The following is a 23,248-nucleotide window of genomic DNA, read 5'->3' on the forward strand; positions in this document are numbered from 1 at the left end:
TTACTTAACCCAGAAGGAGCCTTTCATGATTCGTTCTTCCAAGTTCACGCGCAGCCTCACGGCAGTAGCGCTTGCTGCTGCTACGCTGGGCGCAAGCTTTGGCGCAGTAGCGGCCGATAAGGTCACCGTGCAGCTCAAGTGGGTGCCACAAGCCCAGTTCGCCGGCTACTACATGGCCGCCGCCAAGGGCTTCTACAAAGACGCTGGCTTGGAGGTGACCATCAAACCCGGCGGCCCTGACATCGCACCCACCCAGGTGATTGCCGGCAAACAAGCCGACATCGTGGTCGATTGGATGCCCTCAGCCCTGGCCGCGCGCGAAGCCGGTGTGCCTTTGGTCAACGTAGCTCAGGTGTTCAACCAGTCCGGCCTCATGCTGACCTGCAAAAAGGCCAGCGGCGTGGCAAGCCCCAAAGACTTCAAGGGCAAGACCCTGGGCGTCTGGTATGGTGGCAATGAGTACCCCTTCCTGAACTGGATGGGCAAGCTCGGCCTGAAGACCGACTCCGATATCAAGATCCTGAAGCAAGGTTTCAACGTCGACCCGCTGCTGCAAAACCAAGCTGCCTGTATCTCCACCATGATTTACAACGAATACTGGCAAGTGGTGGACGCAGGTGTGAAAGAGAAAGACCTGGTCACCTTCTTCTATGAAAAAGAAGGCGTTGCCACGCTGGAAGACGGTTTGTATGTGTTGGAAGACAACCTGAAAGACGCAGCCTTCGTCGCCAAGATGGGCAAGTTCCTCAAAGCCACACTCAAAGGCTGGGACGCTGCCGTCAAAGACCCTGAAGGTGCTGCCAAAGCGGTGGTCGCCGCCGACACATCTGGTAGCGCCAGCCTGAAGGTGCAAAAGCGCCAAATGGAAAACGTGGCCAAGCTGATCACCAACGCCGGTACCAAGAAGATTGGTTACCTGGAGCCCGCCGCCTATGAGCGCACCGTCAAGGTGTTGCTGGCCGGTGGCAGCGACCCAGTGATCAAGAAAGACCCAGGCAAGGCGGCGTACTCCCACGCCATCTATGACGCTGCACAAAAGTAAGACCATGCTCCGCAGCGATGCTTTGCTTCAACCCGCATGAACAAAGCCGCTGAAGGCCCCAAGGGCCTCATTCGCCAAACGAATGAGGCCCTGATACTTTCTGCCGCCGAAAAGGTGTTTGCCCGCGCTGGATTCGCGGGCGCCACCATGGCCAACATTGCCGAAGCCAGTGGCTTGCCCAAAGCCAATTTGCACTACTACTTTGGCTCTAAAGATGTGCTGTACCGCGCCGTGTTGGCGCGCATTTTGGAAGACTGGTTGGTGCCCACACATGGCATCACCTTGGAGGCGGAACCCCGTGCCGCCATAGAGCAATACATACGCGCCAAGATGGCCTTGTCGGCCCAGCGGCCCGATGGGTCCAAAGTGTTTGCCAACGAACTCTTGCACGGCGCCCCCGTGATCAAGCAACTGCTGGCCACCGAGCTGCGCCGTATGGTGCAAGAAAAAGCCGCCGTGGTGCAAGCCTGGGTCAACGCCGGGCGCATGGCCCCTGTGGACAGCGTGCACCTCTTCTTCACCATCTGGGCCGCCACCCAAACCTACGCCGACTTCGACGTGCAGGTAAGCGCCGTCCTCGACACCGACACCCTACAAGCCCCCGACTACACCCGAGCCACCGAACATGTGGTGTCCCTGATCTTGCGAGGGTGTGGGTTGTAAGGAAAACGGGCTGTGGCGCGCATGTAGCGTGCGCAGGTAGCTATAACATTCGCAGCAAAATCACTGTTAGGTGACCAGAGATAAACTGTCTTGGAACGGCTGCAGTGTTGCGAAGGCTGACTTTTCGTGGCATGTCCACAGCTGGGTGGTATCCAATAGGTCCTCCATACATTGTTGGCTAAACATCATGATGCGCCTCTTGATCACACTTCTCTGCTTGGTGAGTCCGCTTAGCGCTGCATTCGCTGTCGGACCGCCCTTGGCTCAAAAGCCTTTGCTCTTGCAGATTCAACGATTGACTGACCTTCTTAGGGACAGTCAGGCTGTCGGCTACCCCAATGCGACAATGGCGCAGGCTATCGAATTGCAGAGTGGGCGGCAACTCGTACTGGCCGTATTCACTATTGAAGGTTTTGGCGGCGGCAACAATCATTCTCAGTTTTTGGCCGCATTCGAAACTGACACCGAGACCAAGCCTACGCACTACAGATTGCTTGACGTAATCAAAGTCGCCGGCAAAGGCTGGCGCGGGATTGAAAAACTAAATGCGCGTGTTTTGCAGGCACCCAAGTCACAGGACATCAGGGTCGAGATCGATGCCTTAGAGGTTGGACCGGATGACCCACCAAACTTTCCCAGCATCAAGACGGTAGTTCGACTTGTGATTAGCAAGGGGCGCCTTACTGAAATAGAGTCAAAATCGTCCCCATAGCAGTAGCGCAACCCACGCTCGCAATTTCAGTAATCAGTGAAGATGCCGCAAGTTTTGCGACACACATTAAGCAGGGTGCACATGATCCGTTTGGCCTTGACCATCCTCTTTGCAACATTTGCTGCCAATGCCGTAGCTCAAACGAAAATGCCCTCGGCTGTGACGCGCTACCTAAAGCAACAAGGGCCTATCACAGAAGAACAGATGTTCCACGCGTCTGAACCGCGAGAGCAAGTGGTCCTGTGGTACTGCGTTGACGAGAATTCCCCAGGAGGTAAGAACGAAGGCGCGAGCAACCCAGCAAACGTGCTTTGCCATGTTGCACTATTCAACCGCAAGGGTGAATCGTGGTCCTTCGCGAATAGCAGTGCCTTGGGCCAAGGGAGGGTGACTACCTTCACAAACGGCGTCGTTGCAGCCGAATCAGTAAGGTACCAAAGTGGTGATGGGCTCTGTTGTCCCAGCAACATTCGTAAGAAATCATTTGCCACCACAGATGGAAAACTTGTCGAAAAGCAAGGCGCACACTAACAGAACACCCCGCCCGGACACGCATGCACATCGTGCTTTGCCACGGTTCGTAGCTGCTAAAGCGTGAAATCGAGATGATTTAACCAACGCTATCTGTAAAGCTGTAGGACCGATACCAGCCTTTAGCAGCCGTCAAATCGTGGACCTAAAACAAGCGGCGGAGCCTAAGCCCGTTGCCGACTTGACGTGGCGGTGAGCGCCGTGCGCTATACCTCCACCTAGCCCCCCGAGTACCCTCTCGCCACTAAGCGTTCTTTTGCCACGCCGCATCAGGCCGCCAGCTGGCTACCCAGGCGGGCATTTGGTCGGGGGGCATGGGTCGGGCTATGCCATAGCCTTGCCCCAATTCGCACCCCAGTTGCAGCAACGCCGTGCCGTGGGCTACGGTTTCTACGCCCTCGGCGATGACCTCGCGTTTGAAGGCCGCGGCCAGGCCGATCACCCCTCGCAAAATGGCCAGATCGTCGGCGTCGTCCAGCATGTCGCGTACAAAGCTGCGGTCGATTTTGAGCAGGGCCACGCGCAGTTGTTTGAGGTAGGTGAGGGTTGAGTAGCCGGTTCCAAAGTCGTCTAGCGCAAAGCGCACGCCCATTTGGGCACAGTCCTCAATCACCTGCGAGACCTGCGCCATATCGGCCAAAGCGCTGGTTTCCAGAACTTCCATCTCAATGCAGCCCGGCTGTGCCTGAGGGTGGCGGGCCAAAATAGTGCGCAAGCGCTCCACGAAGTGGACCCCTTGCAATTGGCGTGCACCTATGTTCACGCTCACCGGCAGCACCAGCCCTGCGGCGCGCCAGCGCTCCACTTGAGACAGTGCCGCGTCCATCACCCATTCGCCCACATCCACGGCCAGGGGGTCGTCTTCGATCACGGGCAAAAAGGTCGCGGGGGCAAGTAGGCCTTTTTCGGGGTGCTGCCAGCGGATCAGCGCTTCCGCTCCGATCACTTCGCCGGTGTGCATATTGACCTTGGGTTGGTAGTGCAGCACTAGCTCGTGGTTTTCAAGTGCCAAGCGAATGCGCTCCAAGCTTTCGTGGTGGCTGCGCAGGCTGCTGTCGTGTTCGGCATCAAAGACGTGGTAGCGGTTCTTGCCCGAGAGTTTGGCCTGGTACATGGCCTGGTCTGCCTGGCGTAGCAGCTGGTCGGCGTCGATGTCGCGCGCCTGCGGGTAGTAGGTGACGCCTAAGCTGGCCGAGACCTGTAGGTTCAGTGCGCCAGACGGGATCGGCGCAGCGGCTGCGGTGAGCATGCGCTCCAAGAGGGACTCGCTGGCCTGCGCGTCTTGCAGATCGCTCAGCACCGCCACGAATTCGTCGCCGCCCATGCGGGCGATGGTGTCGCCTTCGCGCAGCGTGTCTTTCATGCGTTGGGCCAAGGTCACCAGGACTTGGTCGCCTAACTGATGGCCGTGGCGGTCGTTGATGGCCTTGAAGCCATCGAGGTCGAGGTAGACCACGGCGAGCTGCTTTTGCTTGCGTTGGGTTTGTGCCATCGCGTGCTGGAGCCGATCAGCCAGCAGCACACGGTTGGGCAGACTGGTGAGCGCATCAAAGTGGGCAATATGCTCCAACTGCCGCTCGTAGGCCTTGCGCTCGGTGAGGTCCACATCGACGCAAAACATCTCGGGTGCCTGCCCCGGTTCCTGCACACAGACATGGCTTGAAAATACCTCCACCCGTGAGCCATCTTTGCGGCGCAGTGACAGCTCCCCAGCGGGAATGGGCGTGCCGGTGGCAAACATCTCGCCCATGGCCTGGCGTACACCGTCGTGCATTTCTGGCGGAATGATGGTGTCAAACAGCGTGCGGCCTAGGACTTCGGCTGCACTGAAGCCGTAGAGCCGCTCGGAGGCCTGGTTCCAGTAGCGCGTCACGCCGTTTTCGCCATAGCCCTGCACCGCCACCATGGGAATATCTTGCAGAATTTGGCGAAACCGGATCTCGCTCATCTGCAGGCGAACCTGCGACTCCATGCGCTCGGTGATGTCGCTGTTGGTGCCAATCATGCGCAGGGGCCTGCCGCTTGCATCGCGCTCCACCACCTTTCCGCGCCCGTGTATCCAAAGCCAACTACCGTCCTTGCTCCGCATGCGGAACTCGGCTTCATAGGTATCGGTTTCGCCATCGAGGTAGCGCTGCAGGGCGCTTAATGCGCTGCCCGCATCGTCCGGGTGGAGGTAGGTTCTCCATGCGTCTGCGCCGTTGCCAATTTCATCCTCGGTATAGCCCAGCATGGCTTTGTAGCGCGGCGATAAATACACCTGCCCTCTGTCTATATCCCAGTCCCACAGGCCATCACCTGCGCCGTCGATTGCAAACTTCCAACGCTCTTCACTTGCCTTCAGGGCCGCCTCACGCTGGGCCCAGGTCTGCGCGATATGGTTAAAGCCCGCCACGAGTTGGCCGATTTCGCTTTGCGAGTCTGTCGGTAATGCATGTGAAACCGCCTGGGAATGGGCCAAGGCCGTCATGGCGTTGGCGGTGGCCATCAAGGGCGCGAGCTGACGCCGTAACACCAGCCAGGTGAGCACGCCGGTCAGCACGGTCAGCAACAGTGTGGCACCCAGCATGCGCTGCTGCAAGCTGGCAATCGGCGCAAAGGCTTCAGCCGTGGGCAGCGAGGCCAACACATACCACCCTGCGGTCGGAATGCCTTTGCCTGAAACCAGCACGTTCACGCCCTTGGGATTGGGTGAAACAGCCGAACCTTCGTACCCGGCAGCAAACCGGTCTACCCACACGTTGACACCCACAGCGGGCAAGGGCTCCATGATGCGGCGCTTGTCGGTGGCGGTAATGACCCGCCGACTGGACGCTGAAATCAGTACATACCCACCGCTTTTGCCGTAAGCGCTTTGGGTGATCTTGTCCAGAAAGTTGGGTTTGCCTAGGTCCACCACACCCACCAGCACGCCCATTGCCTGTCCCCGCGCGTCAAGAATGGGCGCGAAGATGGAGAAGATGTGGGCTTTGGGACTTTCGCTTAGCACCGGTTGCCCGACCAGCGCTTTGCGGTCTTTCACTACTTTTGCCAACGTGTCGCGCTCGTCGCCGTTGGGGCCGAACTGGTTGGCGGTGGTTCGCGCATCCGCAAGCACTTTGCCTTGGGTGTCGGTCACGAAGATGCCACCGTTGTACAAGGCAGCGGCATGCTGGCGTTGCCCAAGGTAGGTCTGCAGTGCCACTGCATTGGCCATCATGGGAGCATCAATTTTTGCGGCGGCTACTTCCAACGCACCTAAGAAATCCTTCAGTTCGTCGTCCACATCCTGCGCTAGCAGCGACACCGTGGAAAACTGTTGGGCACCCAGCAATTGCTGCATATCAGCTTGCAGACTGCGGCTGATAAGGTACGACAAGCTCCAGATGCCGAGTACAAAAATAAGCAGCGTGAAAGCCGTGGCGCGGACTTTCAGTGAGCGCCACGGCGAGTAACTGGGTTGTGCGTCAGGATCCATACGGGCTATCGTTTTTATAGCTGCTTACGCTTGATTTGCATGGGCTAGAAACTGATCGGATAGGAACGTACCACTTCATTGAACTCGGCCTTGTGGAGTGCCGCCGTATGCGCCCCAATCGTCTCTCAATGCCCAGGGCTTAGCAAGCAGTTTCGCGAGCCAGCGGCCATCCAAACAAGCCTCAGCGCCCTCCATCACCCACCAGAGCGTAAGGGGCCCAAAAGGCGGGGTGGGCGTATTTGGGGTTTGCCATCACTTTGAGCATGGCTTGGCGCAGGCTCTCGGCCTTGGGCTCTTTGGGGTTGGCGGCGTAGTGGGCGAAGGTGCTGGTCGTGAGCAGCTTGGCGGACTCGCTTTCAACTGCCCAGTGTGTGACCAGCAAACTGCGGCTGCCCGCGTAGAAAAAACCACGGGCCAAGCCGCTCAAGGCTTCTTCCGCCTTGCCATCCGCTGCCGCAGTGTTGCAGGCTGACAGCACCACCCAATCCGCGTTGAGCTTGAGCGACAGCACGTCTTCCAAGGTGAGCAACGGTGCCAGTGGGTTCTGGGCTTCTGCCCCGGTGGCAGCCAAGGCTAAAGCCGGTTGCGTGAGCTTGGGCAAGTCACCTGCCATAAGGCCATGGGTAGCGAAGGCGATGACGCGTTTGTTTTGCAATTGGCCACTTTGGCTAGCCGCCAACACGCTCTCGCGCGTAGCCCGCGCGCCCAAGTACACATCGCTGCCCGGGTTGGCTTTGAGCGTTTTGGCAATGGCCAGCAGCTCATCGCGCGTCTCGGGGAGTGCAGGTATATCGGCATAGCGCAGCCCTGAAGCGTTGGGCTTGGCCAAGGCGTCGAGGTCGAGAGCCAGGTCATTGGCGCTGTTGCTAGCAGTGGATTGGCTGCGCAGGGTGGTTTGGCCAGTGGCTGCGCTGGCCTGCATGCGAAACGCTGGGTCGCCCCAGGCCACAAAGGATGGGTCCGCGTTCTTGGTTTGACTTACGGTTTTAAGGGCGAGCCAGGCGGACAGGCTGGGCACTTGGGCAATGGCTGCATCACGAATCAACCAAGGTGCTTTGCTGTCAAAGCCACCGCCCGCGCGGGTGTGCAAGAGACCGAGGGGAATTTGGCTCAAAGCGCCACCTGCCGCCACGATGAGCTGCGTTTTGCCGCGCCAGGCGGGCGCTACCGGTGCCAACAAGGTGTCGTAGAGCTGAAAGGCGGCATCTCCATCAAACCGGGTACCCGCGTTGCCAGGCGTTCCAAAGTCCAGCTGCTGGCGCAAGCGGTTGACCAATGCCTTCACCGTGTCGGCACCCATGTCGGCGCGCACAAAGGCCGCCGGGCGGTCTGCACTCACGGCCCACACGTAGACTGCCTGCGGGGTGGGCAGGAGCAACAGCACGGCCTGTTTGCTATCGAGCTTGCTTGCGATCTCTTGCACCGTGGGTGGCACGGGGTGCACCAAGCGGTCGTACTCCGGCATGGCGGTTTTGATGTCGGCTTGCAGCTGTTGCCGGTCTTTTTCAAGGGCAGCGATTTTGTCGCGAGTCTCGGAAAGTGCTTGCCCTGCGTCTTGGCTCAACAGGGTGCGCAGGCCTGAAATTTCCAGCTTGATGTCTTGCTCGCGCCGCACCAGCTGCACCAGTGCGGGTGTGCGCGCTGCGGCGCGCACCGCGGCGTCATTCAACGCGTCTTGCACCACACCGCCACGCACCCAGTCAGCAGCGCCCATGGCCTGGGTGGCGTCTTCGCCGGGTGTGAGTGCCAAGGCGTCCAAGTAGGCCGCGAAAACAATCTCACGGTATTCTTTGCGCAGGCCTACGTTTTCCAGATTGTCGGCATTGGCGGGGAGCATATAGGCCCGCACCGCCGACTTCAGCAGAGGCAAGGCGGCTACTTGGTTGTCGCTTCCACCCGCACGCCACAGCGCCGCACCCTGCAAGCCTTGCGCCTGCGTGGTGAAGAAGTGTTGTTCTCCTAGATTGGCTTGGTTGAATTTGACGGAACGGGCAAAGAAAACCGCTGCCTTTGCATACTGTTGATTGCCGAAATACAAGTAACCGTTGTCTGTGTTGAGCCCAGTTTTGCCCTGTAGCTTAGGGTTGGCTTGTTCCAGTTGGTCTAGACCTGTTCGTAGCGCGAAGGCGTCTTTCCAGCGGCCCTGTGCACTGAGGCTATTCATCAGGTCTCGCGAGATTTGTGCGCGCTCCACACTGGCCTCTGGTACGCCTAGCTTTGCTCGCACAGCATCTGCTTTGCGGTACAACTGCTCCGCGAGGGCAAACTCGCGCTGTGAAAAACGTAGGTTCGCTGCTGTACGGTAGATGCGGCTCAGGAAATCCGGCGGCAATTGATGACGGCTTGAAAACTCCACCAGCTCTTTGAGCGCTGTTTCTGCATCGCCCAAACGCCCAGCCTCACGATAAGCTCCCAGCTTTCTTTCCAATGCATTGATCACCGACTGAAAGGCATAAAGCTCCTTAAGTCGCCCGGGGTCGTTGGCCGCTTGCACCAGCTTTAACTCTTGGCGTGCCAAATGGGCGGCTTGCTCCGCAGCTTCAATCGCTTTTTGGGGCTGCCCTTTGTACGACTCTAGGCGTGAGGTGCATTCCTGCATTTTTCCTTGTGCACGCGTGAGTAAGCGCTGATCCTTGCCTTTGGCGGGCGCTAGTTCGAGCACGCGCAAGAGTTCGCGCGAGTCCATGAGGGTCTTGCTTGCTCCCTCCAAATTGCTTTGCAGCAACAACTCGCATCCCAACAGAGCGGCGGAAAAAGCGCCATGCACGGGGCTAAAGAGCACTATGGCCTGGCGCATGAGGTCATTGCCCTCTTGATTGGCGTCGCCGCGGCTGTAGAGCGCTAAGGCTAAGTTGTGTTTGTAGGTGGCATTGTTCGGCAAGGCACGCACGGCTTCTCGCATGACCACTTCATAGGCAGCCGAGTCTGCCAATCGCTTTGCTGCGTTGATCTTGACATCGATATACATCGAGAGCGTGTCGGCATTTTTTGTCACGGGAAGGGGTTGGGCCAATCGGTAGCGCAAGTTGGCTGTCTCTTCCGAGGTCAAGGCTTTGAACGCGCCTGCAATATCGTCAGACTGCGCCAGCACTGGCAAGGCACACCCGCAGAGCATGGCCAGCGTGGCGATGAATCGCAAAAAATGTCCCACCCAAAAGTCCCCCTGAAATAATGATGGCGAGCTTAGTGCATCAGGCTTCACATGAACGCTACGTGGCCCGCGCATAATTTAACGGCTAAGCGTGTGTAATACACACGCCTCGCTATTGGAGCATGGCCGCTTCACCGTTAGACTGCGGCCACCCAGTGGGTGGGCCCAGTGCCCTCACGCAAACCTAGGAACCCCTAAGTAATGAAACACTTCTCTGTGCCCATGTTGGCGACCACACTGCTCTTGGCGGCTTCCCTCACGGCCTGCGAAACCCAGCCTGTCGCACCTAGCGCGGCAGTTGCAGCTAAGCCCGAAGTCGCGTTTGTAGATTTGCAAGGCTTTGACCGTGACCTGTCGGGCGCGCTAGCCGCCAAGTTGCCCAAGGTGGACGTGGCGTTCTACGACCGCATTGCCCCCAGTGCTTTGCCTGAGCGGCTGCATCATTGGATGGCCTCTGTGGAGGCCGGTGGCGGCACCGTGAAGGTGACCCCTCCCCCCGGTAGCGTCACGCCTAAAGACCCGTTTTTGTTGATCAGTGCGATCAGTGCGGTATGGAACGCCAGCAAGATGGTCAATGCCGCGGCAATCAACGCCCAATACAAGCCCGCACAAGCCTACGATGCGCAGATCGTGTTGAAGGCAGACCCCCAAGGGGTCTCCGTGGTTGACAAAATTGTGTTTGTGCAGCGTCCAAGCAAGTAGGTCTGCCATGCGTCTCACTGCCCTATTTTTAGCCGTATTGCTGTGTGCCTCAGGAGGCGCATCGGCACAAGTAGCCACGCCCACTGCTGAGCAAATGGTGCAGCAGCTCAAAACCCCGCCACGCCTGCGCAGCTTGCGCAACTTGGCCGTTGAGGCAACTGGCGGCGCGCAAGCGCAAGCCCCTGAGCGTCCGTCGCTCTCGCTGTTGATTCAGTTTGACTTCAACTCCGCCCGTGTGCGGCCCCAAAGCCAACAAGCGTTGCTGAACTTATCGCAGGCGCTCTTAACGCCTGAGCTGGCCAGTAGCCGTTTTGCAGTGGAAGGGCACACCGATGCCAAAGGCAATGAGGACTACAACCTCAAACTCAGCGCCCAGCGTGCCCAAGCCGTGGCCGACTTCCTCAAGGCCCGTGGCGTGACCGAGGAGCGTTTGGTGGCCGCTGGCAAAGGGGCCACCGAGTTGGCCAATAGCGAGTCCCCCTATGCGCCAGAGAACCGGCGCGTGCGCATCGTCAACCTGAACTGAGCCTTGCACTTGCCAAGCTTCGTGCGGTTCGCACCTCGGTTGTGAGCACCTAAGGTATGCACCTGTGGGACCGCTTTAGCGAGGCCATTGGCGCCCTGCCTGCACGGCGGGTCACGTGGGGCTTGGTGCTGGTGTTTGCGCTGTGGGTGTTGTTGGATGTGTTGGTGCTCAAGTTCACAGGTGGGCTCACCCAGTCCACCTATGACGCCATGGTGCGTGCCCGTGTGCTGGCACCTGCGCCAGACCCTCGCATTGTGGTGGTGGATATTGACGAAGCCTCATTGGCACGCATGGGCAAAGAGTTCGGCCGCTGGCCTTGGCCGCGAGATACCTTGGCCACTGTGCTGGAGCACATTGAGCGCCAGCAACCCGCAGCGGTGGTGTGGGATGTGTTGTTTTCCGATGCTGACCGCCTGAGTCCGGGGGGAGACGCGGCCTTCAATGAGGCCGCCAAGCGCAGCGTACATAGCCACTTCTCGGTGGTGCGCCTGCCACAGAGCAATGATGCGGACAGCCAAATCGGCAAAGTCGCCTTGCCCAGCCTGTGGCTAGCGCCCCATTTGCAAGCCCTGCTTGCGGAGCCTCGGAGCGCTCCACAGCCGTCGCTGCCTGCAGCCACTGTGGCCCTCATTCCCCCAGGGTTGCCGGCGGTAGCCAATGGGCGCTTGGGCTACAACAACGGCTATGTGGATGATGATGGGGTGCTGCGTCGCTACCGCTACTTCGAGCGACTGAGCGACGGCAGCGCCATCCAGTCCCTCCCCTTGAGTGTGCTGTCTGCTATAGATTCAGAAGCGGCTGGTGCATATCTGGTGGGCGCTAGCGAAAGAATAGGCGGCAAAGACGACCTCATCGTCTGGCCCAAGCGCGCGAACGCCTATCCCCACCTTGCGTTTGCCGATGTGTTCATGCAGGCAGAAGGCGAGCCGCCTTGGGTGCCGGTCCCCTCGTTGGCGGGCAAGGTGGTCATCATCGGGGCTACTGCACCGAGCCTGCACGATATCCACCCCACACCTTTGTCCAATATGCATGCCGGGGTGGACGCGTTGGCCGTGGTGGTGGACAACGCCATGAACCAGCGCCAACTGCGTGAGTTGCCACGCGGTTTGCAAGCGGCGCTGGCCATTGCCTTGTGTGTGGCCTTGGCCTTGTGGGTGCAGTTCAAGAGTGCGGCCTCTTTGGCACCGGCCCTGCTGGCCTTGCCGGCGGCTTTGCTGGGCGTCAGTTACCTGAGTTTGAATGGCTCCCCCGTGTTTGTTGACCTGCATTTGTCCGCAGCCCTAGGGCTGGTGTTTTTGGCGGTGCTGCGCTTTTGGAGTGCATTGCGGCGGGTGCATTGGTGCCTACCACCGCAGGGCGATGTGCTGGCGGTATGGCCCCTGCGACGCGATGCGGCTTGGCTGGAAGAGCCCTTGGACCGTCTGATCGATGCGGTAGAGCGCCACGCACCCGAATGCCGTGTGCTGGTGTGCGACTCCAACGTGGTCTGGCCCGCGACCTTGCGCTGGCCCGAACTCGCGCGCTTTGCGGCCGTGGTGGGCCCACCCGATGCGCTGCAGCGTGCGCTGCCTGCACTGACTCGCCAAACCCAGCGCCTGGTGCAGCAGGCAGGCCCGCTCTCGCTCTTGCCAATGGTTCCCGTCCACGCGGGTGGCGAAGCCGCCCTTTTGGCGGGCCGGCGCCTGCAACTGGCCCAGTACGCGTACCAAACATGGGCGACGTTCGGTGCGCTCGCCCCTCAAGCCCACGCAGTGCCGGCACCTTCAACACACAACAACCCAGGGAAAACCACATGACTCAAGCTCACAAGCGCCGATGCCCGAAAACCCTCTTGCGAACCCTAGGCGCCGTGGCCTTGGGCACGGTACTGGCGACGTCAGCCAGCGCCCAGGTAGCGTCCAGCCCAGGGGCCGGGCAGGCGCTCACTGCAGTCAGGGCCACAGAGCTGCGCGCAGACAAGCTGGGTTCAGCCGCCGTATTGCGCAATGTGCCTGCCGGCACCAGTTTGCGCTTGCTCAGCGTGGAGGGTGGGTGGGCTTTGGTAGAAGCCAGCGCGGTCGACAAAGCCGCAGCCAAACTGACCGGCTGGGTGCGCGCCAGTGCTATCGACCTGCAGGCGGGCAGCTCTGCAGCGTCTGGCATGCGCAGTGGCCGCGAAAGCGCTGGCAACACCGCATTGACCTTGGGGGTGCGCAGCTTGCCACCCCGGGTGAATCGGCACGCGCTGATCATTGGGGTGAGCCGCTACGCAGACACCAACACGCCGCCCTTGCCTGGCGCGCGCGTGGACAAAGAGTCGGCCACCCAAATGGCACAGGCCATGCAAGTGCCCGCAGGCAATATTCAGTACCTGCAAGATGAGCAGGCGACGGGCGACAACATCCGCAAAGCCCTGCGCGAGCTCACCGACAAGGTGCAAGACGGTGACCGGGTATTCATCCACTTTTCAGGCCATGGCACCCGCTACAAAGATGCGACGGCCGGAGGCTGCGTAGAAGCGCTGCTGGCCTACGACGGGGGCCAAAGCGGTACGCTCACCAACCACGAGATGGCAGAGCTGCTCAAGCCCATGACCAACAAGACCGACAAGTTGTTTGTGATGTACGACGCCTGCCACTCGGGCGGCGTGGTGCAAGCGGCCTCTAGCGTGCGCACGCGCGGGTTCACAAACGCCAATGACGATGGCCTGCTGCGCCCCAAGTTCGCCAACATTTCCGACGAGTGCGGCCGCCCGGTCAACGTCAAAACCCGCAACTTGGTGGTAGAGGCACAAAGCAAAGGGGCATTGCCCCAAGACATCATCCACGTCAGTGCTTCGCGTGACAACGAGGTGAGCTTTGACGATGAGCTCAAAGGCGGCCTGGCCACCCAGTACATGCGCGACTGCATGCTGCGCGATGCCAAAGACGTGGACAACTCAGGCGCCATCACCATGGACGAGATTCGCATGTGCGCCCAAGAAAAAATCAACAAGCGCATGGCCAATGACGCCAACTACAAGGCCCATAACCTGATGCTCAACGGCAATGCCGACTTTGTGCCTGCCTGGTTCAGCCAAGTGAGTGCTGCGCCCATGGTGAGCTTGCCCACGCCCACGCCCACGCCGCCCGCGCAAGCCCTGGTAGCGGCCCCAGCCAAGCCTGTGAGCGCCGCACCTGCTGTGCCCGTGCCCGCCCCAACACCTGCCCCGGTCGTGGTGGCCAAGCCCCTCACGGGTGAACAGGCACTGCGCCAGATGTGGGACCAGCGCGATGCGAAGCGCAATGTGCGGGTAAGCCTAGGCAAGAGCACGCTGACCATAGGCAAAGATGCCTTGGAATTCAGCGTGCAGTCTGACCGTGCGGGCTATGTGTACGTGGCCTTGGCTGGTTCTGACAACCAGTCCGTGTACCTGTTGTTCCCCAACGATTTGGACGGCAACAACACAATTGAAGCGGGGCAAAAGCTCACGCTGCCCCGTGCCAACTGGCGTGTATCGGCTGGGGGGCCGGTTGGCACAGACCATGTGATGGTGATGGTCACAGACGCACCGCGCGAAATCAGTACGCTGGCTGCCAACAAGGCAGGCCCTTTTGTGAGTTCGCTCAATGACGCCACTGGCCGCGCCCAACTAGGTGCTTTGATGAGCACTTCACGCCTAGGCACCAGCCCGGTGTGCCAGAGTGTCACGGCTCGGCAGCAGAATACCGCCTGTTCTGACGCCTACGGCGCCGCAATGGTTTCAGTGGAGGAAGTCAAATGATGCAAACAAGCGCACGCACCCTGGTTTGGGGTGCTCTGTTTTCTATAGCTGCTTACGCAATACCCGTGGGCGCACAGGGCACTTTGGCACCTGTTCTTTCTGAAGCATCTGCCGGGTGGCTGGTCACCGCAGCGGAGGCGCAAGCCTACAAGGGCGAGGCGGGATTTGACGAAGCGCCCGGCTTGCGTCCGCGCTCGGTTATTCCGGTGATTGACATTCTCAAGCCCGAACCTACAGCCGACCTCAAGGTGAAAGCTCCCTTTGCCATTGCGGTGGAGTTCAAGGGCCAAAGCGATGCCCAGATCGACCCCTCTACTTTCAAAGTGATGTACGGCGCCTTGAAGATTGACATCACCAGCCGTATCACCAAATACGTGACGGTCAGCAAAGACGGCTTCACCCTGGACAATGCAAAAATTCCGCCGGGCAAGCACCGCCTGATTCTGCAAATCCAAGATGCCAAGCAGCGTGTGGCGGAGCGCGAATTGCGGGTGGAGGTGGAGTAGCCCTATGCCGCATAGCACCTTCAAGCCGTATTCGGTGGTGAGCTGCCTGGTACTCGCCCTTATGGGTTGGGGTGGGGCCGTAGGCGTGGCCCATGCAGCACGTGTGGTCGCGGTGCACGGTGTGTTGCACCTAGAGCGGGGCGACAAAGCCCAAACCGTGCTGGCTGGCATGGCGGTGCAAGAGGGCGACAGCTTTCGCAGTGAGGGCGAAGCCGAATTACTGATCCGGTTTGATGACGGCGCTCGGATGGTGCTGCGGCCGGGTTCGAACTTGCGGCTGACGACTTTGCGTGAGCACGGGCCTATGACCAAGCGCCAGAAAACCATGCACATGGTCAAAGGCGGTTTGCGCTTTGTTTCGGGACGTGGTCCTGCGCGCCACCGCGTTGCCTTTGAAACCGAGACCGCCACCATTGGAATCCGTGGCACCGACATCGAAATCGCGGTGGCTGACGAGGCCGTGGCCGACAACGCCAGTGGTACCTACTTGCAGGTCAACAGCGGTGCGGCAACCCTGCAAGCGGTAGATGGCACCGTCTTAAGCGTAGACCCCGGCGAGGTAGCCTTTGGCGGCGAGCCAGAGCTCACCCCCAAAGACGGCTCAGGCATCAAGCGCCCGGCAGGCCGCAAGCTCTTGGGGGCCATGTTGTTCTTCAAGAAAACGGGCATGGATGCAATGCTGAAATAGCACATGGGGTCGGGGTGCAAGCACCATGGCTCGCTTTCAGCGCCCGCCATCTCCCACCAAGGCGTAGGGCGCCCAAAAAGCCGGGTGGCTATAACGCTTGTCTGCCATCACACTGAGCATGGCCTGGCGCAAGCTCTCGGCTTTGCGGGCGGTGGCTTGGGTGGCGTAGTGGGTCAGCGTGCCGGTGGTGAGCAACTTTGCGCTTTCACTTTCGACCGCCCAGTGGGTGACCAGCAGGCTTCTGCTGCCCGCATAGAGGAAGCCCCGCGCCAAGCCACTGAGCGCTTCTTCTCCCTTGCCATCGGCACTGGCGGTGTTGCAAGCCGACAGCACCACCCAGTCGGCATTGAGTTTGAGCGTGAGCACGTCGTCCAGGGTCAGCAGTGCGTCAAGGGGATACTGCGCGCTCGCCGCGGTGGCCGCAAGCGCTAAGGCCGGCTGCGTTAACCGTGGTAAGTCGCCTGCCATCAGGCCATGGGTTGCAAATACGATGACTTTTTTCTTCTGTAGCTCGCCCGCTTTGCTGCTGGCAAGCACGCTTGCCTTGGTGGCCAAGTTACCCAAATGGAGGTCACGTTGGGGGTCGGCTTGCAAGGCCTTTGCAATCGCCAAGAGTTCGTCGCGTGTTTCTGGGAGTGTGGGTATGTCGGCGTATTGCCTAGACTCTTTGGCGTCATCCTGATCCAAGTCCACCAGCCGTACGTCCCGCGCGTTGGGGTCTGCAGCAGCCAGTGCGTGGGCGTGTGTGCCAAAAACGGGATCTCCCCATGCGACCAATGCGTCGGGGGCCGATGCGACTTTGGACAACTGTTTCACCGCGAGCCAGGCGCTTAGGCTGGGTACATGGGTGATGGCGGCTTGCTTGATGAGCCACGGTGCGTTGGCGTCCAGTGTCTTCGTTGGCTTGGTCAGAAGCAGCCCAAAGGGAACTTGCCCTAGGGCGTCACCGGCCGCTACCACCAGATGGCGCTTGTCGGTGAGTGCGGCTTCTACAGGGCGCAGCAATCGTTCGTACAAGGTGCTGGCCGCAGCCGAGTTGAATGGCAATACGACATTGCCCATGGTGGCAAAGTCAAGTGTCCCCCGCAGGTCGTTGACCAGCTTGCGTAAGGTTGTGCGTGGCAGCACCACACGCGCGCTAGCCCCCGGGCCATCGCGTGTGAGTGCCCATACGTAAACGGCCTGTTCTGTGGGCAGCAGCATGAGCAAAGCTTCGTCTTCAGCCAAAGCAGCTTTGAGGTCATTGACCCCGGGGGGCATGGGGCGCACCAAGCGGGCGTAGTCGGGAAAACGGGCCTGAATCTGGATCTGCAACTGCTTGTTGCTGATCTCCAGATCGCTTACTTGAATACGCATTTTCGACTGCACGTCGGCTGGCGCCAATGCATCATCGAGCAAGATTTTGCGCAAGGCCTCAATGGTGTTTTTAGCGTCTTGCGCGCTGCGCACCAGCTCGGCCAAGGCGGGCTCCACTGCGGCAGAACGCAACGCCGCATCGGCAACAGCTTCTTGCACCGCTCCGCCGCGCACCCAGTCTGCGGGCCCAACCAGGTCCATGCGGTTCACCGTGGGGCTAGCAAAGGTCGCATCCAAAGCAGTTGCGAAGATCAGCGCGCGAATGTCAGCGCGCAGTCCAACGGCTTCGTAGCTGAAGTTGTCGGGTTGCATGTAGTCGCGTATGGCGTCTTGCATCAAGGTCAGAGCCAGTGGCCGTTGCTTGGGGTCACCGCCCTTCCACAAAGCCACGCCTTGCAGGCCTTTTGCCTGTGCCACGTAAAAGTGGCCTTGTGGGTAGCGTTTGCCCTGCTCCAGTGCGACTTGTTCAAACAGGGTTGCGGCCTCGTCCAAGTGCGTGTGACTGCCAAGATAGGTATAGCCGCGTTCTAGAGGCATTTGGAAGCGCTTGGCCGCTGGTGCATCATTTTGCGCAGCAGCATCCAAGCTGGCGAGCCTATCCAAAGCGTCGCTCCAGCGGTGCTGCCCCAAGAGCGTCGCGATACGCATGCGCGCTAGGTTGACCCGCGTGGGACTGCTGGCTACCAGCCCCTGGGTTTGAGCCAGTTGGTCTGCTTGCAGGTAATAACGTTCTGCGGAGACGAACTCATGCTGGTCAAAGCGCAGGCTGGCTGCACGTACATAAATTTCATTGAAATAGCGGGGCTCCAAGGCCACTGTTTTTGCCAGCTCCAATTGCTGGCGCAAACTGCGGTCTGCATCGCCGTAACGCCCTGCGTCTTGCCATGCAATAGTCAACTGGCTCAGCGCCGAGGCCAAGTCACCCGCGGCGTAGCGCACCTCTTTCTGCAGCTCGTCTTGGGGTAAACGGGTCTCTGCTTTTGCACTTGCAAACCCGTTGCGCCCCACCTCTACGGCAGTAATGGCTAGTCGCAGTGCTGCATCCTTTCGCCCGTAGTAGCTGTGAATCTCAGAGCCAAGGCGCAGTGCGCGGGATTCGGTGCGCAGCAAGTAGACCGTGTCCAAGCTCACAAGGGTCTTTTGCTTCTTCAGAAGCGCTATGTTTGCGTTTGCAAGCGCTAGCACGTGAGCCGCTTCTTCTATGCGGCCCGAGTTCTTGAGGTCGCCTACCAAATTCACACGCACATGCTCTTGCCGAGGGCCAGGCTTTGTCTGGTTCACCTCTGCAGTGCGCGTACGTAGGCCTTCGTTAATCTCGCCCGCACGCATGAGCTCGATCGCAAAGTTATTGCGCGGCAGCGTTGCGGGCATCAGCTTTTCCCAGCTGCGATACAACGCTAGCAAAGCTTGTGAGTCCCCCAGTTTTTCTCCGGCAACTTGTTTGCTGCGCAACAGGGACTTGAGCGCGCCGTCGGCAAGGTCTGTGGGCAATGGGGCCGCCAATAGGGCCCGCAGCGAGGACGCTTCTTCGGGGCTCACCTGCTTGAGCGCACTGCCTAGTTCGTCTTGCGCTGTAGCGTGACCGCCCATTGCCGCAAGCCATAACGTGAAGCAAAACGCCAATGCCTTGGTCGAGGGCGCGCAAATGTGCATACGAGTAACCCGTGCCATGGCAATGAGGGCCTAGCGCACTGCACCAGTTGCTTGCCAAATGGCCGATTGCATGCAGAGGCTAGGAGTATGCGCTAGCGCAATGGCCTTGTGCCTAGGCTTCTAAAGCAGTACAAACCATGCGCATCACCCAGCGATCGATTGGAGGAGCTATGCGACATATAGAGTTGGGACGCCGCACCGCCATGGGCGCCGTAGGCCTCGGGTTGGGGGCCGTCTTGGCACCGCAGGCGTTTGCGCAGACACAGCGGCCCACAGATCTCACAGAGCCCATGGCTCCCGGCGTGGCTGGTGGGCGCGTCATTGTTATTGGTGCGGGTGTGTCTGGGCTGGCGGCGGCTCAGCGTTTGCGTTCCGCAGGCATGGACGTCTTGGTCTTGGAGGCCCGTGACCGCATAGGAGGGCGTGTGTTTACCCAAACGCATTGGCAAGGGCCGGCGATAGACCTAGGTGCTTCTTGGATTCACGGCGCTGGGCCCGCCAACCCGATTGCCAAGCTCGCGCGCCAAATGGGCGCTCGGTTGACGCCGACCAGCGAAGAGCGTGCCGGCGTCTACAGCGGTGATGGCGGTGAACTTGGCGCGGCGGAGCAGAGGTGGCTCGAATCCATCCGGGCCCAAATCAGAGCCGCGATCGCGCAAGGTGGGCGTGCCCGACGTGATCGCTCGCTGAAAGCCTTGGTCTACAGCGCTTTGGACTATGACCGCCGTGCGGCTGTGGAGCAGCGCATGATCGACTATGTGCTCAACAGCAGCTATTAGCACGAGTATGGTGGCGCGGTGGACCAGCTGTCCGCGCAGTGGTTTGACAGTGGTTCATCCTATGACGGTGACGAGTTGCTGTTCCTTGATGGTTACCAGGTCTTGGTCAAGCATCTGGCCGCAGGGGTGAATGTCAAGCTTGAGCATGAGGTGACTGCCATCGTGGACCAAGGGTCTGCGGGCGTGAGCGTAGAGACTAAGCAGGGGGTGTTTACGGCAGCACGCGTGGTCGTGACCCTTCCCTTGGGGGTGTTGAAGTCGGGCAGTGTGCACTTCCAGCCCGCCTTGCCCTTTGGCAAACAGGCGGCCATCGACGGCCTTGGCGTCGGGGTGCTCAACAAATGCTGCCTTTTGTTCCCGCAAACGTTTTGGGACAGCGAGTTCGATTGGCTCAACTACCTACCCAAGCTAGGGCAGGGAGGCCAGTGGGCCGAGTGGGTGAGCTTTGCGCGCCCCACCAAGCGCCCGGTGTTGATGGGCTTCAACGCGGCGGACTTTGGCACTGCGATTGAACAGTGGGACGACACCGCTATCGTGCAAAGCGCAGTGGGGGCCTTGCAGTCCATGTTCGGGCGAGATATACCTGCCCCCGTGGACGCATTGGTGACCCGCTGGGCGTCCGATCCCTACGCCCGTGGAGCCTACTCCTGCCATGTGTTGGGTTCGACGCCGACGCAGCGGGATGACTTGGCAAAGAACATCCACGGCCGGCTGTTCTTTGCGGGGGAAGCGACCGAGCGACAGCACTACCAGACGGTGCATGGTGCTTACCAGTCAGGCTTGCGGGCTGCACAAGAAGTGCTGCTTGCCGGTGTCGCCACCACCAACAGCAAGCGCACGCGCTCTTAGCAGGCCGCTCATTCGCGCTGGGTAGACACGCGCGCGGCCATTGGCAAGCTTTACGCTGTAAACACCCGTGCCTTGCGCGGTGTCAGCACCACGGTGTCGCCGTCTTTTAGCTCCAGCGCTTTGTACTCTTGTGCGCCAATTTGGGCTTCGATGATGTCTCCACTGCCTGCGGCGCTGCGGTCTTCAGGCAGCAGCTCTAGGCGGGCAATCGGCCCGACCACAATGGCGCGCACCAGCTTGGCCACGATGCCCCCCACTGGCTGGCCCGCTTTGTAGGGTTGCACGTCGATGTCGTGGGGGCGCACATAGGCAAAGGCCTTGGCGTTTTGCGCTGCGCTGTGCTCGGGGCTGGTCAAGCGCACGCCATGGTGGTCTTGGCCAATCAGCATTTCGCCTTCATGGGCGCGGCCATGGAACAGGTTCACATCGCCCAAAAAGCCATAGACAAACGGGCTGGCGGGGTGGTCCCACACCTGCTGGGGCGAGCCAATTTGTTCAATGTTGCCACTGTTCATCAGCACCACGCGGTCAGCCACTTCGAGCGCTTCTTCTTGGTCGTGGGTCACAAAAATGCTCGTGACATGCAGGTCGTCATGCAAGCGGCGCAGCCAGCGGCGCAGTTCTTTGCGCACCTTGGCGTCTAGCGCGCCAAAGGGCTCGTCCAGCAGCAGCACTTTGGGCTCTACCGCCAAGGCGCGGGCCAGGGCAATACGCTGGCGCTGACCGCCAGAGAGCTGCGCTGGGTAACGGTCTGCCAACCAGTCCAGTTGCACCAAGCCCAAGAGCTCATGCACTTTTTGCTTGATGACAGACTCGCTGGGGCGGCTGGCGCGTGGTTTCATGCGCAGGCCAAAGGCTACGTTGTCAAACACGCTCATGTGGCGGAACAGGGCGTAGTGCTGGAACACAAAGCCCACATTGCGCTCGCGCACATGCACGTCGGTGGTGTCTTCACCGCTGAACAAGATGTTGCCGTGGTCGGCGGTTTCTAGCCCCGCGATGATGCGCAAGAGCGTGGTCTTGCCGCAGCCGGAGGGACCCAAGAGGGCGACCAGCTCGCCGGACTCAATGTCCAGGCTCACATCGTTAAGGGCTTTGAAGCTGCCAAACTCTTTGCTGACGTTACGGATTGCGATGCTCATGGTGTTAAACGCTGGGTTTTTCTGGGGGGAGGGCAGCTGCGGCTTTTTGCTCGCGCTCAAACTGCCATTCAACAAACGACTTGATGACCAAGGTGACCAAGGCCAACAGGGCCAAGAGAGAAGCCACCGCAAAGGCGGCTACCGATTGGTATTCGTTGTACAAAATTTCTACATGCAAGGGCATGGTGTTGGTTTGGCCGCGGATGTGACCTGACACCACCGACACCGCGCCAAACTCGCCCATGGCGCGTGCATTGCACAAGATCACGCCATAAATCAGGCCCCACTTGATGTTGGGCAGCGTGACATGCCAAAAGGTTTGCCAGCCAGTGGCTCCGAGTACCTGGGCCGCCTGCTCTTCTTCGGTGCCTTGCGCTTGCATCAGCGGTATCAGCTCCCGGGCAATGAAAGGAAAGGTCACGAAGATGGTGGCCAACACAATGCCGGGCACCGCAAACACGATCTTGATGTCGTGGGCTTGCAACCAAGGCCCAAACCAGCCATGGGCGCCAAACATCAACACGTAGACCAAGCCCGCCACGACCGGCGACACGGAGAACGGTAAGTCAATCAGGGTGGTCAAGAACGCCTTGCCTTTGAACTCGTACTTGGCAATGGCCCACGCCGCTGCCACGCCAAACACCAAGTTCAGCGGCACAGCAATGGCGGCAGTCAGCAAGGTCAGGCGAATAGCGCTCCAGGCGTCTGGCTCCTTCAGGGCTTCAAAGTACGCACCAAAGCCTTTGCGCAGTGCCTCGGTGCACACGGCGGCCAATGGCAATACCAAGAATAAGAACAAAAAGGTCAGCATCACGCCAATGAGCGTGTTGCGCAGCCATGCGGGCTCGGTGGTGCCCGCTTTGGCAGTGCGTAAGGTCGCTGTGCCGCTCATGACTGTGCTCCCGAGCGGCGGCGCTGCCAAGCTTGCAGTGCGTTGATCAGCATCAACAAGACAAAGGAGATGAGCAGCATGACCGTGGCCACTGCCGTGGCACCCGCGTAGTCGTACTGCTCTAGCTTGCCGATGATGATGAGCGGCGTAATTTCAGAGACCATGGGCATATTGCCTGCAATAAAGATAACGGAACCGTACTCACCCACCGCCCGGGCAAAGGCCATGGCAAAGCCAGTGAGCAAGGCGGGCGCAATGGTCGGAAAAATCACATGGCGAAAGGTCTGCCAGCGGCTTGCGCCCAAGCAGGTTGCGGCTTCTTCCAGCTCTTTCTCCATGTCTTCCAACACGGGCTGCACCGTGCGCACCACAAACGGCAAGCTAATGAAAATGAGCGCGATGACAATGCCGTTGCGGTTAAACGCCAGCTGAATGCCGTAGGGGGCCAAGAGCGAACCAATCCAGCCGTTGTCAGCCAAAAGCGCCGTCAAGGCAATGCCGGCCACCGCGGTGGGCAGCGCAAAGGGCAGGTCCACCATGGCGTCCACAACCTTCTTGCCGGGGAAGGGGTAGCGCACCAGCACCCACGCCACCAGCAGGCCAAACACCACATTGACCAAGGCCGCAATGAGCGATGCACCAAAGGTGAGTTGGTAGGCAGCTACCACGCGTGGGCTGGCCACAGCCGCCCAAAACTGCTCCCACGTGAGGGTGAAGGTTTTGAGGACCAGTGCTGACAGCGGTATCAGCACAATCAGGCTCAGGTACAACAGGGTGTAGCCCAGCGTGAGGTTAAAGCCCGGCAGGACGCGCTTAGACGCACGCTTGGGGGTGGTGGGGGCAATGGACATGGATCA

At 59.9% G+C, this 23,248-nt stretch carries 18 protein-coding genes; 12 read left to right on the top strand and 6 right to left on the bottom strand.

Annotated elements, in window-relative coordinates; all coding sequences use genetic code 11:
• Positions 1 to 25: 25 nt before the first annotated feature.
• The 4 genes from EXZ61_RS00380 to EXZ61_RS00395 all read left to right on the top strand — a co-directional run bounded on the left by EXZ61_RS00380 (position 26) and on the right by EXZ61_RS00395 (position 2,948).
• On the top strand, positions 26 to 1,042 hold the full coding sequence (locus EXZ61_RS00380; RefSeq protein WP_142808204.1) for an ABC transporter substrate-binding protein: 1,017 nt from the start codon (positions 26 to 28) through the stop codon (positions 1,040 to 1,042).
• 36 nt (positions 1,043 to 1,078) lie between these two features.
• Entirely contained in the window at positions 1,079 to 1,705 is a 627-nt protein-coding gene (locus EXZ61_RS00385; RefSeq protein ID WP_142808205.1) for a TetR/AcrR family transcriptional regulator, read from the top strand.
• A gap of 187 nt (positions 1,706 to 1,892) precedes the next feature.
• The gene (locus tag EXZ61_RS00390) at positions 1,893 to 2,417 is read left to right on the top strand and encodes a hypothetical protein (RefSeq protein WP_142808206.1); all 525 of its coding nucleotides are present in this window, start codon (positions 1,893 to 1,895) and stop codon (positions 2,415 to 2,417) included.
• 81 nt (positions 2,418 to 2,498) lie between these two features.
• Complete coding sequence (locus tag EXZ61_RS00395) at positions 2,499 to 2,948, top strand: hypothetical protein (RefSeq protein ID WP_142808207.1); 450 nt, start codon at positions 2,499 to 2,501, stop codon at positions 2,946 to 2,948.
• A gap of 244 nt (positions 2,949 to 3,192) precedes the next feature.
• Here EXZ61_RS00395 and EXZ61_RS00400 read toward each other — a convergent pair whose 3' ends face one another.
• A complete protein-coding gene (locus EXZ61_RS00400; protein ID WP_142808208.1) occupies positions 3,193 to 6,405 on the bottom strand; it encodes a bifunctional diguanylate cyclase/phosphodiesterase in 3,213 nt (1,070 codons plus the stop codon).
• 181 nt (positions 6,406 to 6,586) lie between these two features.
• Entirely contained in the window at positions 6,587 to 9,544 is a 2,958-nt protein-coding gene (locus EXZ61_RS00405) for a CHAT domain-containing protein (RefSeq protein ID WP_168224649.1), read from the bottom strand.
• 213 nt (positions 9,545 to 9,757) lie between these two features.
• Between EXZ61_RS00405 and EXZ61_RS00410 the strand changes: the two genes are divergently transcribed.
• Genes EXZ61_RS00410 through EXZ61_RS00435 form a run of 6 tightly spaced genes read left to right on the top strand, consistent with a single transcriptional unit; the run spans position 9,758 to position 15,720 of the window.
• On the top strand, positions 9,758 to 10,258 hold the full coding sequence (locus EXZ61_RS00410) for a hypothetical protein (RefSeq protein WP_142808210.1): 501 nt from the start codon (positions 9,758 to 9,760) through the stop codon (positions 10,256 to 10,258).
• A gap of 7 nt (positions 10,259 to 10,265) precedes the next feature.
• Positions 10,266 to 10,784 (top strand): OmpA family protein, encoded by a 519-nt coding sequence (locus EXZ61_RS00415; protein ID WP_201799100.1) that lies wholly within the window; start codon positions 10,266 to 10,268, stop codon positions 10,782 to 10,784.
• Positions 10,785 to 10,840: 56 nt separating this feature from the next.
• The gene (locus EXZ61_RS00420) at positions 10,841 to 12,580 is read left to right on the top strand and encodes a CHASE2 domain-containing protein (protein ID WP_142808211.1); all 1,740 of its coding nucleotides are present in this window, start codon (positions 10,841 to 10,843) and stop codon (positions 12,578 to 12,580) included.
• The gene (locus EXZ61_RS00425; protein WP_168224650.1) at positions 12,577 to 14,526 is read left to right on the top strand and encodes a caspase family protein; all 1,950 of its coding nucleotides are present in this window, start codon (positions 12,577 to 12,579) and stop codon (positions 14,524 to 14,526) included. Before EXZ61_RS00420 ends, EXZ61_RS00425 begins: the two co-directional genes overlap by 4 nt.
• Entirely contained in the window at positions 14,523 to 15,032 is a 510-nt protein-coding gene (locus EXZ61_RS00430) for a hypothetical protein (RefSeq protein WP_142808213.1), read from the top strand. Before EXZ61_RS00425 ends, EXZ61_RS00430 begins: the two co-directional genes overlap by 4 nt.
• 4 nt (positions 15,033 to 15,036) lie before the next feature.
• The gene (locus EXZ61_RS00435; protein ID WP_168224651.1) at positions 15,037 to 15,720 is read left to right on the top strand and encodes a FecR family protein; all 684 of its coding nucleotides are present in this window, start codon (positions 15,037 to 15,039) and stop codon (positions 15,718 to 15,720) included.
• Positions 15,721 to 15,756: 36 nt separating this feature from the next.
• Here the strand turns inward: EXZ61_RS00435 and EXZ61_RS00440 are convergent, their stop codons facing one another.
• Positions 15,757 to 18,747, bottom strand: a complete 2,991-nt coding sequence (locus EXZ61_RS00440; RefSeq protein ID WP_142808215.1) for a CHAT domain-containing protein — start codon at positions 18,745 to 18,747, stop codon at positions 15,757 to 15,759.
• Between the two features lie 152 nt (positions 18,748 to 18,899).
• On the opposite strand from EXZ61_RS00440, the gene EXZ61_RS00445 reads away from it, so the two are divergent.
• A complete protein-coding gene (locus tag EXZ61_RS00445; protein WP_168224652.1) occupies positions 18,900 to 19,508 on the top strand; it encodes an FAD-dependent oxidoreductase in 609 nt (202 codons plus the stop codon).
• Positions 19,509 to 19,526: 18 nt separating this feature from the next.
• Positions 19,527 to 20,357: a flavin monoamine oxidase family protein gene (locus EXZ61_RS00450; protein ID WP_142808217.1), complete on the top strand. Its 831-nt coding sequence runs from the start codon at positions 19,527 to 19,529 to the stop codon at positions 20,355 to 20,357.
• A 50-nt stretch (positions 20,358 to 20,407) separates the two neighbouring features.
• Here EXZ61_RS00450 and EXZ61_RS00455 read toward each other — a convergent pair whose 3' ends face one another.
• Genes EXZ61_RS00455 through cysT form a run of 3 tightly spaced genes read right to left on the bottom strand, consistent with a single transcriptional unit; the run spans position 20,408 to position 23,242 of the window.
• Positions 20,408 to 21,499 (bottom strand): sulfate/molybdate ABC transporter ATP-binding protein, encoded by a 1,092-nt coding sequence (locus EXZ61_RS00455; RefSeq protein ID WP_142808218.1) that lies wholly within the window; start codon positions 21,497 to 21,499, stop codon positions 20,408 to 20,410.
• A 4-nt stretch (positions 21,500 to 21,503) separates the two neighbouring features.
• Positions 21,504 to 22,391: a sulfate ABC transporter permease subunit CysW gene (gene cysW / locus EXZ61_RS00460; RefSeq protein WP_142808219.1), complete on the bottom strand. Its 888-nt coding sequence runs from the start codon at positions 22,389 to 22,391 to the stop codon at positions 21,504 to 21,506.
• Positions 22,388 to 23,242, bottom strand: a complete 855-nt coding sequence (gene cysT / locus EXZ61_RS00465; RefSeq protein ID WP_142808220.1) for a sulfate ABC transporter permease subunit CysT — start codon at positions 23,240 to 23,242, stop codon at positions 22,388 to 22,390. Before cysT ends, cysW begins: the two co-directional genes overlap by 4 nt.
• Between the last annotated feature and the right edge of the window lie 6 nt (positions 23,243 to 23,248).

The sequence above is a fragment of the Rhodoferax aquaticus genome (assembly GCF_006974105.1).
Taxonomy (GTDB): domain Bacteria; phylum Pseudomonadota; class Gammaproteobacteria; order Burkholderiales; family Burkholderiaceae_C; genus Allorhodoferax; species Allorhodoferax aquaticus_A.